The sequence below is a fragment of the Stenotrophomonas sp. NPDC078853 genome, assembly GCF_044901215.1.
In the GTDB taxonomy this organism is placed as follows: domain Bacteria; phylum Pseudomonadota; class Gammaproteobacteria; order Xanthomonadales; family Xanthomonadaceae; genus Stenotrophomonas; species Stenotrophomonas lacuserhaii.
Genome location: NZ_JBJDOQ010000001.1, coordinates 95,377 through 110,751, shown reverse-complemented (window position 1 = coordinate 110,751; position 15,375 = coordinate 95,377). Strand labels below are relative to the sequence as shown.

Genomic DNA, 15,375 nt, shown 5'->3' with positions numbered 1-15,375 from the left:
AAGCTCGATGGCCGTCCTGCTGCTTGCGATCGTGGTCATCGAAGGGATCCTGCTGCTGTCATGGTGGCGGCCGTACTGGGCATGGGGCCTGCCGGTGTTCAGTCGTCGCATCCCCGCGCCTTACCCGGCGTTGAAGGCATTTCCCTTCCACCAGCTGGAGCGCGAAGTGGCTGCGGAAAAATGGCCGGACCTGGTGTTCCGCCCGCTCGACAAACGAAGCCATGCGTTCCGCGAGAGCTTCGGCCTGCATTTCGGCTGGCGCTACCCGCCGTTGATGCGCGGCCAGGTCGTGGTCGACATGCGACGCCGGCAGATCCATGTCATCGGGCGCGGCAACTGGCTGCTGATGGTCGCCGTGGTCACCGCCATCCCCGCGCTCACGGTCGCACCCGGTGGGGTGCTGGTGGTCGCGCTGGTGCTGATCGCCAGCTATCTTGTACAGCGCCATCGCTATCTTGCCGTCGTCGCGGCGATACGCCGGCTGCTGGATCACCCGGCGGCCGTCTAGCGCCCGCCCGTCAGCAGCAGCCGGGCCTGGGTGCCCCAGCCGCCGATCAGCACATCCGGCCTGCCGTCGCCGTCCAGGTCGCCCTGGCCCATGCTCCAGCTGCGCCCCACGGTGATGCCCGGCACCACGGCAAGCGTGACATCCCGGAAGTGGCCCTTGCCATCGTTCTGCCACGCACGCAGTTGCAACGGCACGAACCCAGGCACCTGGATCGCGCCGACCAGCAGGTCCGGGTGGCCATCGTGGTTGAAGTCGACCACCGTCCCGGCCCAGCTGGAAAACGTGTGCGCGGGAAGGCGCTCGGCAGTCTCATCGCGGAAGCGGCCATTGCCATCGTTGACCAGCAGGCGCGTCTGCGGGTCCTTGTCCCAGGCCGCGTTGTTGCTGGTGATGTTGAAGAACACGATGTCCGGGCGGCCATCACCGGTGAGGTCGGCCACGTGCACTTCACGGGTTTCCATCGGCACCTTCAGTTCCAGCCGATGCGACTGGTCGCTGAAGCGTCCGCGGCCATCGTTGATCAGCAGTCGATTGGGGTGCGCCGGGCTGGCCAGCACCGCGTCCAGGTCGCCGTCGCCATCGATGTCGGCCAATGCCACGCCCTCGGTCTGCGCCTCGCCCTGCGGCAGATGGGTCGCGCTGGCATCGATGAAATGGCCGGGTCGTTTGGGGTCGTTGAGGAAAAGAAGACTGCGCGACGCCCGCGCAGGCACCCCGGCGCCATGGCCGGTCTCGCCGGTGCTGCCGATGAAGATGTCCGCGCGCCCATCGCCATCCACATCGCCCACTGCTAGCCCGTTGCCCTGGCTGCCGGCTGGCAGGCGCTCACTGGCATCGGTGAAGCCGCCCTTGCCATCGCCGAGGAACAACTGGTGCACCTCCTCGGATTCGCTGATGAACACCATATCGGCGTGACCATCGCCGTTGAAATCCGCAGTGCGCACATGTTCGTTGTCACGCATCGTGCGGCCGAACGCATCCGGAACGTAGCGCAGCTTTCCGGTTCCATCGTTGAGGTAGAGCCGGTTGACGCCGTGTTCCACCGAGACCACCACGTCGCGGTGCCCATCGCCGTTGACGTCCACGAATACCGAGTCAGTGGAATGCAGGCTGGGCGCGGTCGGCACATGGGTCGCGGTGGCATCCACGAACACCGAAGAGGGGGCCTCGTTGATCACCTTGAAGGCGTGCGTACCAGGGTCGCGCGGTTCTGCGCGCTGGGCGGAGGCGGCGTGCGCGGCGGCCAGCAGCGCCAGGCCGGTGGCCAGCAGGGGAATCGAGAACCGTGTCGGCATGGGGGCGCTCCGGGTGCAGGAACCAGCCTTGAACCTAACCGCAAAACGGGCGCTTCTGCAAAACTGCCCCGGCATGCCACTATCATGCCCGCACGCGGCCTTGGCCAACGGAACGTATTTCAATGTCTGACATGCATCTGGTACTGCAGGAACTGTTCAAGGTCGGCCGGCTGGAGCGCCGCGAGATCACGCTGGTCGCCGCCCCGCGCACCTTCCCGATCTGGGATCGCGTGGAGAAGCTGCTGAAGATCAAGGGTCCCGAGCCCCGGACCCTGACGCGCCACATGTTGTTTGATCTGTACCGGCTGTTTCCGCAGCTGAAGGGTGAGATCGAACTGACGCGTTACATCTACACGCTCGGAACCTTCAAGCCAGCCCGCGTGCCGGCCGATGGTTACCTGCTGGCGCGGCGCTCGGAGGTCGATGGCAGTGTCATTGCGATGTTCCATGCTCCCGCCGAACAGGTGCAGCAGGCGTGGACGGACACCTTCGCGCCCGATGCCCCCGGTGCCTACGTGTCGCGGTTCATCGCGCCGGCCCTGCGCGACCCGCTGCTGGCGGCGTACGGGGTCACCGACGATGGCGGCAGTGAGTGCTTCCACGAGCTGCACCCCTACGTACTGGGCCATCGCGCGCATTACCTCAATACCTACGGCGTGGACATCGCGCCCGGGCACGCGGCAGACGACTCGAAGGCGTGACGCGTCACGCCGGTCCGGCGTCCGGCGGCATCTTCTTCACCCGTTTCCGATGGTCGTGCACGTTGTCTCCGGCGATGCGCTTCTGCTCGGTGCCGGTCACCGTATGCAGCCTGCGGTCGTTGCCGGTCACCGGCTTGGTCGCCACGGCCGTCTCGCGCTCGAATGCATGGGACTTGTCCGTGTTGCGGTAGTAACGGAAAAGCGTCCAGTACAGCGCCGTCGCGCTGGCCGGACCCAGCGCAAGCAGCGCCACCAATCCACCCCCATCACTGCTCATAGCGTCATTCCCAGGAACCAGAGGACTGCACCCTCGACGATCGTGCCCACGCCCAGCGCCGCCAGCAGCAGCTTCCAGTGCTGTACCGGCACGCTGCCCATGGTTTCACCCGTGCGTCCATTCACCGCGATGTAATGCAGCATGCCCTTGCCACTCTGGCGGTACGAATATAGCCAGACCGGCACATACATCGACACCCAGCGCGACCCATGCACCTCGACTTTTTCCATCTCCCAACGCACGCCGCGGTCGTAGCGCCGCACCGACTGCTCCAGCCTGGAGCGGGCGATCGACAGCAGCTGGTCCTCCAGCCGCGGTCGCAGCTGTTCGATGTCCACGTCCCGCTTTTCCGATGAGTACCCCACCAGATAGGACGCGTTCCACTTCAGCGCATTCTTGGTGTCGAAGGGCAGGATGGTGTTGATGATGTTGTTGGTATTGGTCTGTATGTCCAGCCGGCTACGCCGGGCCGAAGACTCCAGCGGGAGGTCGTCGACGGTGAAATCGAGCTGGCGCTCCACCTGGTAGACATCCGCGTCGTAGTAGGTTTTCTTGTTCTTCTCGGTGCCGCGGGTATAACGCCGCGTTTCGATCTCGCCGTTGCCCACCACGCTGGCGCTGGCGCTGCTGTCCACCACCATGTATGGCAGGTACACTCCGATGACGTTCTCCGGCGTGAACTCGGTCTTGAAGGCCTTCAGCGCGAAGAAGCGCCGCTTGTCCACGAACTGGCGGATGCGCGCCACCGCATCGGTCTTGCTGACCTTGAACGGCAGCACCGCATCGGGCACGGCACCGTTGGCCACCTGTTCGTTGACCCCGAACACGTGACGACACCAGTGGCAGCGCGCCGTCATGCTGCTTTCGGTGTTGATCGTGACTTCCGCGCCGCAGCCGTTGCATTTGAAGCTCATCAGGCTGGCCGCACCGGCGTCGATATTCCGCGCGCCGGAGGCGATCACATCGCCACGCAGCTCCTCGATGCCCGTGCCCAGCCCGAAGGCCTCCTCGATCCGGTCGCCGTGCCATTCGTTGCGGCAGTACTGGCAGACCAGCACATCGGTGCCGAGCGCGTGGCGGATATCGCTGGATCCACATTTCGGGCAGCGATTCAGTCCGTCCTTCAGCTCCGTAGCAGACGTGTCCAGGGCGATGGGATCCGGCGCCAGCAGTTCGTCACGGATCGGCGGGGGCAGGGTGGAAGGGTCCACCCCGAAACTGCCGGGCAGCGGCGGCATGTCCTGCGGCGATCCCAGGCCGGCAGGGGAAACCGCCCCGGGCAGGGGCGGCGGCTTTCTGGGGTTGGTCATCGTGGCGTCGCCTGGCGTTTACAGCCCCAGCGCCTTGGCTTTCAGCTTGTCGTAGTCATCCTGGGTGATCAGGCCGAGATCGAGCAGTTCCTTGGCCTTCTTCAGCTGGCTCACCGTGTCATCGGCAGCCGCTGCAGCGGGCGCGACCGGCTGCTGCAGGCTGCCGGCACCGAACATCCCCGAGGCCATGCCGACGCCCACCAGCCCGGCGGCACCGCCGCTTTCACCGGCCGACTGGATGCCCTGCGCCACGCTGGCCTGCAGGTTGGAATTGCCGCGTGCACCGCCCAGCGCATCGGCGCGCTGCACCGTCTTGAGCAGCTCACGGGTGTTGGCGTCGTACTCGATGGAAACGATGGCGGTCTTGACGATGGCCAGGCCACGATCGGACTTCCACTGGTAACCCTGCTCGACCGCGCTGGACAGGCTCTGCGCGAAGCCGAGTGAATCCTGCTGCAGCCTGCTGATACGGTTGCCCTTGCCTGGATCGTTGGTATACAGGCTGAAGGCCGGCGCCAGCGAACCGACCACTTCGTTGAACAACTGGCTGGCTGCCGCATTGTCCAGGTCGGTGAAGTCGAAAACCTGGCCGGGCTGCAGGTAGCTTGCCGGAACGAAATTCTTCACGAACAGGATCGGATCCACGATCTTCAGCGTGTACGAACCGCGGGTCACCGCGCCGACCTGGGTGCCGAGGAAGCCGTCATCCCAGTAGATTTCCGACTGGGTGCCGAAGCGGTTGTCCGGCAGTTCCTTCAACGACACGAAGAAGGCTGCCTGCTGCGATCCCGGCTGGCCGCCGAACTTGAAGCGTTCCCAGCTCTGCCGGATCAGCGAACTTACCAGGCCGTCGCCGGCGAAGATCGACTGCGAGTTGATGTCATCCGATTCCCAGATGTAACCGCCCGGCTCGGCGACGAAGGCGGTGACCGCGCCGTCCTGCAGCAGCAGCAGGCCATAGCCTTCGGGCACGACGATCTTCGACCCGTTGCTGATGATGTGGTTCGAGGCGCCGGTGTTGGAACCGCGCCCGGCGTTGGTGCCACGAGGCGCAGCGGCAAACAGCGCTGCGGTGGAGGGCAGGCCGTTCGGCACCGTGTAGAAGTCCTTCCACTGGTCGGCCAGAACACCGCCCACCGCACCTGCCACCGCCTGTCGAAGACCCATGACAATTCCCTGTTGTTCGTGGACGGGCACCACGCCCGTCGTGCTCGTCCGACTATATCAGCCGGTGCACCCGGGCGACACGCGCCGGCATCAGGGCAGGTTGCACTGCATCTTGCCATCCACGTAGTAGGGCTTGGGCACGTTCGGGTTCTCACTGGTCTTTTCGAACACCACCTCGAACGAGGCCAGGTCCGGCGTCCCCTTGCGATCGGTGCAGGCGGCCTGCAGCTTCTGTTTGACGGCGGCGATGCCGGCTTCGCGGTTGGCCCCGTCGGCGCTGTTGGTGAGGTTGGCGACCTCGGCAAAGGCGGCCGGGGAGCCGCCAAGCAGGCCGGCGGCGATCAGGGACAGGTGCAGCTTCTTCATGGACGCTCCTTGTGGTGGGGCGGGCGATCGGTGCCCGGCCAGCAGGATAGGGCGACGGGGTTAAGGTCCCGTGGACTGCCGGTGCCTATCGGGATCTCGGCTAGACTGCCGGGCAGTCGCGCTGCGGAGTACGCAATGCCTTCCACGGTGATCGGGGCTGCCGCCCGCCAACTGGTGCAGGAAGAATGCTTGGCGATTGCCGATGCGTTGGCGATGCGGCCGGATATCCATGTGGGCGTGCACAACGCCCGCAAGGCGATCCGGCGCCTACGCGCGTTGCTGGCCCTGTTTGCCACCGACGAACAGCCGCTGCAACGCAGCGACCGTGCGCTGCAGCGGCTGGGTCGTGGGCTTTCGGCGCTGCGCGATGCGCATGTGCTGGTAGACACCGCGCAGTCCCTGCAGGCGGGCGCTCCCGCCTCTGGCTGGGCCCCTGTGATCACGCATCTGGGTGCCCGCCGTGACCGCCTGCTGCAGCGCGCCTGTGCGCAGGACCCCGGCTTCCAGAAGAAACGGCGCGTGGTGCGGCGCGTCGGTCTGGAGCTGGATACGCAGGGCTGGGAGTTGGTGCGCAAGGCGGATCTTCGGCGGGCGTTGGCGCGCAGCCGGCGAAGGGTCGAGAAGGCCGCCGCGCGTGCCCGCCGCAGCGATGATGCGCAGGCGCTGCATGAGTGGCGCCGCAGGGTGCGGCGGCTGCGCATGCAGCTGGAGGTGATGGCCCGGCTGGACGGCGGCCTGGTCAAGGGTCATTCCGGCAGTGACGGCGGGAAACAGGCCAAGGGGCTGCACAGGTTGAGCGATGCGCTGGGCCGGGAGCAGGACCTGCGCCTGCTGCGCAACCACGTGCGCGCGATGCGCGGGCTGCAGGACAAAGCGGAGCTGATGGCGCTCGCGCGATGAGATGGAGCCGGTAGCGCCGAGCCATGCTCGGCGAGCGCAGCGGCAAGCAACCGCGTGACGACCAACGGTCGTCACCCACCAAGGGCGGGCGCTGACGACCAACGGCCGTCACTACCGGGGCACGACTTACCAATCGGTAGGTGCGTAATCCTTCAGGAACTGGCCCCACACATGCTCGCCTGTGTTGAAGCCGTGGATGATCGGGTCGACGATACGCGCAGCGCCATCCACGATGTCCAATGGTGGATGGAAGCGCTCTTCCTGCACCTTCTTGGCTGCGATGTCCGCCGGATCTTCGTCGGTCACCCAGCCGGTATCCACGCTGTTCATGTGGATGCCGTCGTTCTGGTAATCCGCCGCCGAAGTGCGGGTCATCATGTTCAACGCGGCCTTGGCCATGTTGGTATGCGGATGACGGGTGGTCTTGAAGTTGCGGTAGAACTGGCCTTCCATCGCCGATACGTTGACGATGTGCTTGTCACGCTCGGGCGTGGCCAGCATCAGTGGCTTCAGCCGTGCGTTGATGATGAACGGGGCGATGGCGTTGACCAGCTGGGTTTCGAGCAGCTCGACCGACGGCACTTCGGCCATCAGCAGGCGCCAGGAATTGCGACCCCGCAGGTCGACCTGCTGCAGGTCCTGGTCGAGCCGGCCTTCCGGGAACAGATGCTGCTGGCCGACCAGCTCGTCTTCCAGCAGGGCCACCTGGGACAGCTCGGCGGCGCGGGTCAGGCCATCGGCACCGTTGAGTCCCCGTTCCTGCACCGCCGGAAGCGCGATCGCCGAGGCGTCGCTCAGCAGCTCGGCGCCGCGCAGGCCCTCGTAATGGCCTACCAGCCTGCGCACGGTCTCGGGCAGTTCGTGCAGCGCGGCCGTTTCGCCGGCCATCATGTGCGCATAGAACTGCGGCGGCCGGCGCACCGTCTGGCAGGCATTGTTGATGATGAAGTCCAGTCGCTTGCGGGTGGCCAGCAGCTCGCTGCAGAAGGCTTCCACGCTGGGGGTGTGGCGCAGGTCCAGGCCGTACACCTGCAGGCGATGGCCCCATACCGCGAAATCCGGCTCTTCGGCGTAGCGGGCAGCGGAATCACGCGGGAAACGCGTGGTGACGATCAGTTCGGCGCCGGCGCGCAGCAGCTTCAGGCCCGCCTGGTAACCGATCTTGACCCGGCCACCGGTGAGCAGCGCGACGCGGCCGCGCAGGTCGGCGGTCTCGGTGCGCTTGGTGAAGTTCAGCTCGGCGCAGGCCGGGCACATCTGGTCATAGAAATGATGCAGCCGGGTGAACTTCTGCTTGCACACGTAGCAGTGGCGCAGTTCGGGCGAGTGCACCGGCTCGGCAGCGGCTTCGGCGCCTTCCCCGTTGCGTGCGTCATGCAGGCCGGCCGCATGTGGCGGGAAGTAATTCGGGGTGCTGAAGACGGGCTTGCGGCGCAGCGTGCGGATGCCGGTCTGTTCCAACAGCGCTTCAGCCTTGCGCACCTTCTCCTGGTGGCGGACCTTGGCCTGCTGTTTGAGCATTGCCCGGCGTGCCTTGGGTTCGGGGTGATACACCTTGGCCACGACCTGGTGCAGGCGCACGCGGTCGGCTTCGGGCAGCGCATCCAGTACGCTGCGGTCGGCCTCGATGGCTTCCAGCAGGTCCAGCGCGGTGCGCAGGCGGTCGGTCAGGGGCAGGTCTTCGGCCACGGGCGCGGCGGGTGGGGCAGTGGTAGTCACATCGGATCCGGAAGAAACGGCACAAGGCCTGGAATGGACAGCAGAGCGGTGACCGGCTCGATGCGGGTCCATGCTGTTGCGGGCCGGGCACGGCCCGGGTCGGGGCCATTGTCCCTGATTGGCAGGGGCGGGCGCCACTTCAGTGAGCTGGCCGCCAATGGCGGCGCCTTCACGCGGGATCGGTGAAGCTGAAGCCCGACCCAACCAGCGGCAACGGCATGACTCAGACGGCGATCAGGTGCCGCTCCATCCTCAGCGAGGTCAACCTCGGCGACGCCTCGCATGAGGCGCGACCGGGCGTGGACCCGCGCATGGTGCGCGACCAGGTGCAGCAGCGGCTGGCCGAGCTGTTGCCGGCGGGTCCGGAGGGCGACCGGGTGTGCGCTGCGATGCGCGAGTTCATGCTCACGGCCGGAAAGCGGATGAGGCCGGTGTTGATGGTGATGGCGGCGCGCGGGATGGGCCACGCCGACGACGCGATCATCGATGTGGGCTGTGCGGTGGAAATGGTGCATGGCGCTTCGCTGATCCTCGATGACCTGCCCAGCATGGACAATGCAGAACTGCGACGGGGCCAGCCGACCGTGCATCGCCAGCATGGCGAGGACGTGGCCATCCTGGCTTCGGTCGCGCTGTTGAGCCGAGCGTTCCAGGTGTTGGCGGAGCTGGAAGGCGTTCCAGCGCCGTTGCGGAGCGAACTGCTGGCGACGCTGGCGGCAGCGGTTGGCAGCCAGGGCCTGGTCTGTGGCCAGTTCAACGACCTGCATGGCAGCGAGGGAGCGCGCGATGTCCAGGCCGTCCAGCGCACCAACGAACTCAAGACCGGCGCGCTGTTCAGTGCAGCGCTGGAAATGGCCGCGATGACCGCCGGCGCCAGTGCGCGCGCGCGGGCGCTCGCACGGGAGTGCGCCGTGCAACTTGGGCAGGCTTTCCAGCTGCAGGACGACCTGCGCGACGGCGACGACAGTGCGCTGTCCGGCAAGGACGGCGGAAAGGATGCGGGCAAGTGCACGCTGATAACGCTGCTCGGGCGCGAGGAAGTGCAGCGCCGCCTGCAGGCCCACCTGCAGCGGGCGTTCGCCCTGCTGGCAGAGCTTGATGGCCAGCATGACGACCTGATCGCCTTCGCCCACCAGCACTTCCGCATCACATGAGTGTCCCCGTCGCCAAGGGCGTGCCGCAGAGCGAGCTGGTCAAGCGCAAGAATGACCACCTGGATATCGTGCTTGATGAAGCACGCGCGTGGCAACGTGCCGAAACAGGCTTTGCCGCCTACCGTTTCGAACACTGTGCGCTTCCCGAGCTTCATCTTGATGCCATCGACCTGCGTACCACGCTGCTCGGCCGACCGCTGCGTGCGCCGCTGCTGGTGAGCTCGATGACCGGTGGCGCGCTGCGTGCAAGCCGGATCAACCTGCATCTGGTGGAAGCAGCACAGGAGCTGGGCATCGCGCTTGCCGTAGGTTCCCAGCGGGTTGCGCTGGAAACCGGACTGGACCACGGCCTGACCCACGAGTTGCGCCGGCGCGGGCCCGACGTACCCCTGCTTGCCAACCTGGGCGCTGCGCAGCTGCGCGGGAAGGGCATCGCATTGGCTCAGCGCGCCGTGGAGATGATCGACGCCGACGCGCTGATCGTGCACCTCAACCCCCTCCAGGAGGCCGTGCAATCCGGAGGCGACCGTGACTGGTGCGGCATACTGGATGCGATTGCGGCGCTGACCGCCGCGCTGTCGGTGCCGGTGGTGGTGAAGGAGGTCGGCGCTGGAATTTCCGCTTCGGTGGCCAGGCAGCTGGTACAGGCCGGGGTGCAGGTCATCGACGTGGCCGGAGCCGGAGGCACCAGCTGGGCGGCGGTGGAGGGCGAACGGTCTCCGGATCCGCTCGGCCGGGAAATCGCCATGGCCTTCAGCGACTGGGGCATTCCGACGGCGCTGGCACTGCGTGCCACCCGTGCGGCGCTGCCATCATTGCCGATCATTGCCTCCGGCGGCATCCGCGACGGGATCGATGCCGCCAAGGCCATCCGTCTCGGTGCCGACATGGTCGGCCAGGCCGCTTCAGTACTGACCAGTGCGCTGGAGTCGACCGAAGCGGTGGTCGATCACTTCCGGGCGGTGATCCGCCAGCTGCAGATCGTCTGTTTCTGCACCGGCAGTGCTGACCTGGCCGCGCTGGCGCGCGCGCCGATGTTCCTTGACGGCGAACTCCTGGATGCCCCGCCTTGAGCCACGTCGGAATCATCGCACCGCCGTTTCCCAGCCACTGGCGCGCCATGCAGGCGCTCGGCCGCGGCCTGCAGCGGCAAGGGCATCGGGTGACCTTCTTCCATCAGCACGATGCGGCGCGGCTGTTGTCGGACCCCGCCCTCGGGTTTGTCGCACTGGGGCAACAGACGCATCCGCCTGGATCGCTGGATGCGGTCCTGCGCCGCGCGGCCAACCCGGGCTCTCCCTGGGGCCTGAAGCGGGTCATTGCCGACCTTGCGCGGACCACGGACATGTTGTGCCGCGAGTTGCCGCAGGCGGTGTCGCTGGCTGGCGTTGACGCATTGGTCTGCGATCAGATGGAGGCCGCCGGTGGCCTGGTCGCCGAGGCACGGCAGATGCCCTGGGTATCGGTTGCATGTGCACTGCCGGTCAATCGAGAGCCGGGGATTCCGTTGCCGGTGATGCCCTGGTCCTGCTCCCGTCGTCCACGCGATCTTGAGATACAGGCCGCCAGCACACGCGTATACGATCATCTGATGGCGCCGCAGCGGCGGGTGATCGAGCACCATGCGGCCGCGTTCGGACTGTCCCGGCGCGGCGCGCTGCATGAGTGCCTGTCGCCGTGGCTGCAGATCAGCCAGACGGTGCGCGATTTCGATTTCCCCCGCCCCGCCGGCGGCGACGAGCTGCAGCATGTGGGGCCGCTGCGCGAGCCGATGCAGCAGGAGTTCGACGGCAGCGGGCTGTCTGCCGGGCGACCCTTCGTATTTGCGTCGCTGGGCACCTTGCAGGGCCAGCGCGAACGCACCTTCCAGCGCATAGCGCAGGCGTGCGCAAGCCAGGACGTACAGCTGCTCATCGCACACTGCGGCGGCTTGAGCACCCGGCAAGCGCAGGCGCTGCGTCGTCCAGGACAGGTCTGGGTGACCGACTTCGCCCCGCAACAGGCGGTCCTGGAGCGGGCCGATGCGGTGGTTTCGCACGCCGGCCTGAATACCGTGATGGATGCGTTCACCGCCGCCGTGCCGGTGTTGGCGCTGCCCATCGCCTTCGATCAGCCCGGCGTGGCCGCACGGCTGGTGCACGCTGGCGCCGGCCTGAAGGCATCCCCTCGGTGGACCTCCTCGCGCGAGATGGGGCGTGCGCTGCGGCGCCTGCTCGACGAGCCGGCGTTCGGCGCCCGTTCGGCCGAACTGGGGCAGGCGGTCCGCCAGGCCGGCGGCACCGACCGCGCCGTCGCGCTCATCGAAGGGGTGCTGCGCAGCGGCCCCTCCGGCATTGCCCACGTCGCCTGATGCACCACGATTACGACCTCATCCTGGTGGGCGGTGGCCTGGCCAACGGGCTTATCGCCCTGCGCCTGCAGTCGCTGCGGCCGCAGTTGCGGGTGCTGCTGCTGGAAGCTGGCGACCGCCTGGGCGGCAATCACACATGGTCCTTCCACCAGCACGACCTGGAGCCATCCCAGTGGGCGTGGGTCGCCCCGCTGGTGTCGCATCGCTGGCAGGGGCAGCAGGTCCGGTTTCCCGGGCACCGCCGGCAGCTGCGCGCCGGCTACGCCAGCATCCTGGCGGACACGTTCGACACCTGCCTGCGTGAGCGTCTGGGCACGGCGGCGTGCTGTGGCAGCCGCGTGCTGGACATCGGGCCTGGGCAGGTCCGCCTGGCCGATGGACGCACGTTGCAGGCCGGCGCGGTCATCGACGGCCGCGGCCCTTCGGCGACCCCGCACATGACCCTGGGCAGACAGGCTTTCCTCGGCCAGGTCGTGCGCACCGCGGTCCCGCATGGGCTGCGCTTCCCGATCATCATGGATGCGGACGTAGCGCAGGGCGAGGGGTACCGGTTCGTGTACACCCTGCCGTTCGCCGATGATCTGCTGCTGATCGAAGACACCCATTACGTGGACGGTGTGGGCCCGTCGGCGGCGCAGTTCCGCGACAACATCGCCGACTACGCGCGCGCGCAGGGCTGGGAAATACAGCAGGTCCTGCGCGAAGAGCAGGGCGTGTTGCCAATCACCCTCGCAGGGGACCTCGACGCCTTCCATGGCGCGCTTGATGGCCAACCCAGCGTGGGTCTGCGTGCCGGCCTGTTCCACCCGACCACGGGCTATTCCCTTCCCGAAGCCGTGCGGCTGGCCGAGCACGTGGCGCAACTACCACGGCTGGACGCGCCGTCACTGTCTGCCTCCCTGCAGCGCTACACCCGCCAACGCTGGCGGCAGCAGGGCTTCTTCCGGATGCTCAACCGCATGCTGTTCCTGGCCGGCCCCGCCAACCGGCGCTGGACGGTCATGCAGCGCTTCTACTCCCTGCCTGAGCCGCTCATCGAACGCTTCTACGCCGGCAGGCTCGGCTGGGCCGACAAGCTGAGACTGCTTTCCGGCAAGCCGCCGGTGCCGCTGCTGGAAGCGGCTCGAGCGGTGCTTGCTTCGCATGCTTCACTGCAAAGGAATTCCTGAATGCCCACGCCCAAACGCGCCGTCGTCATCGGTGCCGGATTTGGTGGACTTGCCCTTGCCATCCGCCTGCAGGCCGGTGGCTGCCAGACCACGCTGCTGGAAAAACGAGACAAACCCGGCGGTCGCGCCTATGTGTATGAGGACGACGGCTTCACCTTCGATGCAGGGCCCACCGTCATCACCGACCCCTCCGCGCTGGAGGAGCTGTTCACCCTGGCTGGCCGCAGGATGTCCGACTACGTCGAGCTGCTTCCGGTGGATCCGTTCTACCGGCTCGGCTGGGAGGACGGGACGCGGTTTGACTATGTCAACGACCAGCAGTCGCTGGAACGTCAGATACACGCCCTGCAGCCGGACGATGTCGAAGGCTATCGGCGTTTCCTGGCGTACTCGCGCGCGGTGTTCAAGGAGGGGTATCTCAAGCTTGGAGCCGTCCCGTTCCTGTCCTTCCGCGACATGCTGGCAGCCGCACCGCAGCTGGCGCGCCTGCAGGCATGGCGCAGCGTCTACGGCATGGTGTCCCGCTTCATCAAGGACGAGCACCTGCGCCAGGCGTTCTCGTTCCACTCACTCCTGGTGGGCGGAAACCCGTTCGCGACCTCATCGATCTACACCCTGATCCACGCGCTGGAGCGCGAGTGGGGAGTGTGGTTTCCACGCGGCGGAACCGGCGCACTGATACGCGCGATGGTGCGCCTGTTCCAGGATCTCGGCGGCGAGCTGAAGTTGAACGCCGATGTGGCCCGCATCGAAGTGGAGGCCAACCGTGCCTGCGCGGTGACGCTGCAGGACGGGGAGCGGATCGAGCTGGACATGCTGGCATCCAATGCCGATGTCGTGCATACCTACCGGCAGTTGCTTGGCCACCACCCGCGTGGCGTCGCCCACGGCAGGAAGCTTGCCGGAAAGCGTTCCAGCATGTCCCTGTTCGTGCTGTATTTCGGCCTCCGGACGCGTCACGAAGACCTGCGCCATCATACCGTCTGCTTCGGCCAGCGATATCGCGGCCTGATCGATGAGATCTTCAACGGCGACAAGCTGGCCGAGGATTTCTCGCTGTACCTGCACAATCCCTGCGTCACCGATGCGTCGCTGGCGCCGGCCGGGTGCAGCAGCCTGTACGTGCTGGCACCGGTTCCGCACCTTGGCAACGCTGACATCGATTGGGACGTGGAGGGGCCGCGCTACCGAGAGCGGATCTTCGACTATCTGGAGAAACACTACATACCCGGCCTGCGCGAAGACCTGGTGACCAGCCGCTTCGTGACACCCTTTGATTTCCGCGACACGCTCAACGCGCACCATGGCTCGGCGTTCTCGCTGGAACCGGTGCTCACCCAGAGCGCCTGGTTCCGTCCGCACAACCGCGACAGCACCCTGGCCAATCTCTATCTGGTCGGGGCGGGCACGCATCCCGGCGCCGGGGTGCCCGGCGTGGTGGCATCGGCCAAGGCAACCGCGGGCCTGATGCTGCAGGAGGCGGGGCGATGACCGATGCGCTCGAACGCCAGGCGCGGGTGACCATCAGCCGGGGTTCGAAGAGTTTTGCCATTGCATCACGGGTGTTCGATGCACGCACGCGGCGCGGGGCGACCCTGTTGTACACCTGGTGCCGCCACTGCGACGACGTCGTGGACGGGCAGGTCCTCGGCCATCGCGACGTCCCGGCGTCGGCTTTGGATACCGGCGCGGCGCTGGCCGAACTACGCCGTTGCACTGCGCTGGCCTACCAGCAGCCCCTCCTGCAGGACCCACCCTTTGCCGCCCTGCAGGAAGTGGTTCGTACGTTTGCGATTCCGGCCCGGCATGCGCAGGCACATCTGGACGGCTTTGCAATGGATGTGGCGGGACGCGAGTACCGCACCTTCGACGACACCCTGGAGTACTGCTATCACGTTGCCGGCGTGGTGGGCATCATGATGTGCCACATCATGGGGCCGACCGAGCCTGCCGTGCTTGACCGCGCCGCCGACCTCGGACTGGCGTTCCAGCTGAGCAACATCGCGCGCGACGTGGTGGAGGATGCCCAGGCAGGGCGTTGCTACCTGCCCGTCGACTGGCTGGAACAGGCGGGGTTGAACCCGCGCAACCACGCCGATCAGGCGCACCGGCAGGCGCTGGCGGGCGTCGTGGCGCGTTTGCTGGAATCGGCCGAGACCTACTACGCTTCCGCGCTGAAGGGGCTGCCCGCCCTGCCTGCGCGCTCTGCCTGGGCCGTGGCCACCGCGCACGGCATCTACCGCGAAATCGGCCTGCACGTGCGCGCCCTCGGGCCTGCGGCTTGGGACCACCGGGTATCCACCTCGACCCGCGACAAGCTCCGGCTGCTGCTACGAGGCGCATACCAGGCGCGCGCTTCGCGCGGTGACGGGGTCGCTGCGGCGCAGGGCAGGCCGGCGACTCTCTGGCAGCGGCCCGGGCGCGCATGATGGCCGCAGCATCGCACCGGCACGCCTGCC

General features: G+C 67.0%; 15 protein-coding genes. 9 read left to right on the top strand and 6 right to left on the bottom strand.

Going from position 1 to position 15,375, the window contains the following annotated elements:
• Positions 1–7: 7 nt before the first annotated feature.
• A complete protein-coding gene (locus tag ACI2JH_RS00470) occupies positions 8–508 on the top strand; it encodes a hypothetical protein (protein ID WP_404735107.1) in 501 nt (166 codons plus the stop codon).
• Here the strand turns inward: ACI2JH_RS00470 and ACI2JH_RS00465 are convergent.
• On the bottom strand, positions 505–1,803 hold the full coding sequence (locus ACI2JH_RS00465) for an FG-GAP repeat domain-containing protein (protein WP_404735106.1): 1,299 nt from the start codon (positions 1,801–1,803) through the stop codon (positions 505–507). The two genes, ACI2JH_RS00470 and ACI2JH_RS00465, sit on opposite strands and share 4 nt — an antisense overlap.
• Positions 1,804–1,925: 122 nt before the next feature.
• On the opposite strand from ACI2JH_RS00465, the gene ACI2JH_RS00460 reads away from it, so the two are divergent.
• Positions 1,926–2,504 carry a hypothetical protein gene (locus ACI2JH_RS00460; RefSeq protein ID WP_319275599.1) on the top strand — a complete coding sequence of 193 codons (579 nt, stop codon included), beginning with the start codon at positions 1,926–1,928 and terminating at the stop codon, positions 2,502–2,504.
• Positions 2,505–2,508: 4 nt separating this feature from the next.
• On the opposite strand, the gene ACI2JH_RS00455 is transcribed toward ACI2JH_RS00460, so the two are convergent.
• From ACI2JH_RS00455 to ACI2JH_RS00440, 4 genes are all read right to left on the bottom strand, one after another.
• Positions 2,509–2,781: a hypothetical protein gene (locus tag ACI2JH_RS00455; RefSeq protein ID WP_404735105.1), complete on the bottom strand. Its 273-nt coding sequence runs from the start codon at positions 2,779–2,781 to the stop codon at positions 2,509–2,511.
• Entirely contained in the window at positions 2,778–4,091 is a 1,314-nt protein-coding gene (locus ACI2JH_RS00450; protein WP_404735104.1) for a TFIIB-type zinc ribbon-containing protein, read from the bottom strand. The genes ACI2JH_RS00455 and ACI2JH_RS00450 overlap by 4 nt, the downstream gene beginning before the upstream one ends.
• 18 nt (positions 4,092–4,109) lie before the next feature.
• The gene (locus ACI2JH_RS00445; RefSeq protein WP_319275593.1) at positions 4,110–5,258 is read right to left on the bottom strand and encodes an SPFH domain-containing protein; all 1,149 of its coding nucleotides are present in this window, start codon (positions 5,256–5,258) and stop codon (positions 4,110–4,112) included.
• Positions 5,259–5,348: 90 nt separating this feature from the next.
• Positions 5,349–5,624, bottom strand: a complete 276-nt coding sequence (locus ACI2JH_RS00440; protein WP_101101022.1) for a hypothetical protein — start codon at positions 5,622–5,624, stop codon at positions 5,349–5,351.
• 135 nt (positions 5,625–5,759) lie between these two features.
• Between ACI2JH_RS00440 and ACI2JH_RS00435 the strand changes: the two genes are divergently transcribed.
• Entirely contained in the window at positions 5,760–6,524 is a 765-nt protein-coding gene (locus ACI2JH_RS00435; RefSeq protein ID WP_404735103.1) for a CHAD domain-containing protein, read from the top strand.
• A gap of 126 nt (positions 6,525–6,650) precedes the next feature.
• Here ACI2JH_RS00435 and ACI2JH_RS00430 read toward each other — a convergent pair whose 3' ends face one another.
• Positions 6,651–8,243: an SDR family NAD(P)-dependent oxidoreductase gene (locus tag ACI2JH_RS00430; RefSeq protein ID WP_404735102.1), complete on the bottom strand. Its 1,593-nt coding sequence runs from the start codon at positions 8,241–8,243 to the stop codon at positions 6,651–6,653.
• Positions 8,244–8,461: 218 nt separating this feature from the next.
• Between ACI2JH_RS00430 and ACI2JH_RS00425 the strand changes: the two genes are divergently transcribed.
• From ACI2JH_RS00425 to ACI2JH_RS00400, 6 genes are read left to right on the top strand one after another with little or no spacing between them, the layout of a single operon-like run.
• Positions 8,462–9,397 (top strand): polyprenyl synthetase family protein, encoded by a 936-nt coding sequence (locus tag ACI2JH_RS00425; protein ID WP_404735101.1) that lies wholly within the window; start codon positions 8,462–8,464, stop codon positions 9,395–9,397.
• Positions 9,394–10,470, top strand: coding sequence for a type 2 isopentenyl-diphosphate Delta-isomerase (gene fni, locus ACI2JH_RS00420; RefSeq protein ID WP_404735100.1), 1,077 nt, complete (start codon positions 9,394–9,396; stop codon positions 10,468–10,470). Before ACI2JH_RS00425 ends, fni begins: the two co-directional genes overlap by 4 nt.
• Positions 10,467–11,747: a glycosyltransferase gene (locus tag ACI2JH_RS00415; protein WP_404735099.1), complete on the top strand. Its 1,281-nt coding sequence runs from the start codon at positions 10,467–10,469 to the stop codon at positions 11,745–11,747. The genes fni and ACI2JH_RS00415 overlap by 4 nt, the downstream gene beginning before the upstream one ends.
• The gene (gene crtY, locus ACI2JH_RS00410; RefSeq protein ID WP_182656078.1) at positions 11,747–12,916 is read left to right on the top strand and encodes a lycopene beta-cyclase CrtY; all 1,170 of its coding nucleotides are present in this window, start codon (positions 11,747–11,749) and stop codon (positions 12,914–12,916) included. The genes ACI2JH_RS00415 and crtY overlap by 1 nt, the downstream gene beginning before the upstream one ends.
• On the top strand, positions 12,917–14,407 hold the full coding sequence (locus ACI2JH_RS00405; RefSeq protein ID WP_404735098.1) for a phytoene desaturase: 1,491 nt from the start codon (positions 12,917–12,919) through the stop codon (positions 14,405–14,407).
• On the top strand, positions 14,404–15,345 hold the full coding sequence (locus tag ACI2JH_RS00400; protein WP_404735097.1) for a phytoene/squalene synthase family protein: 942 nt from the start codon (positions 14,404–14,406) through the stop codon (positions 15,343–15,345). Before ACI2JH_RS00405 ends, ACI2JH_RS00400 begins: the two co-directional genes overlap by 4 nt.
• The last annotated feature ends 30 nt before the right edge of the window (positions 15,346–15,375 follow it).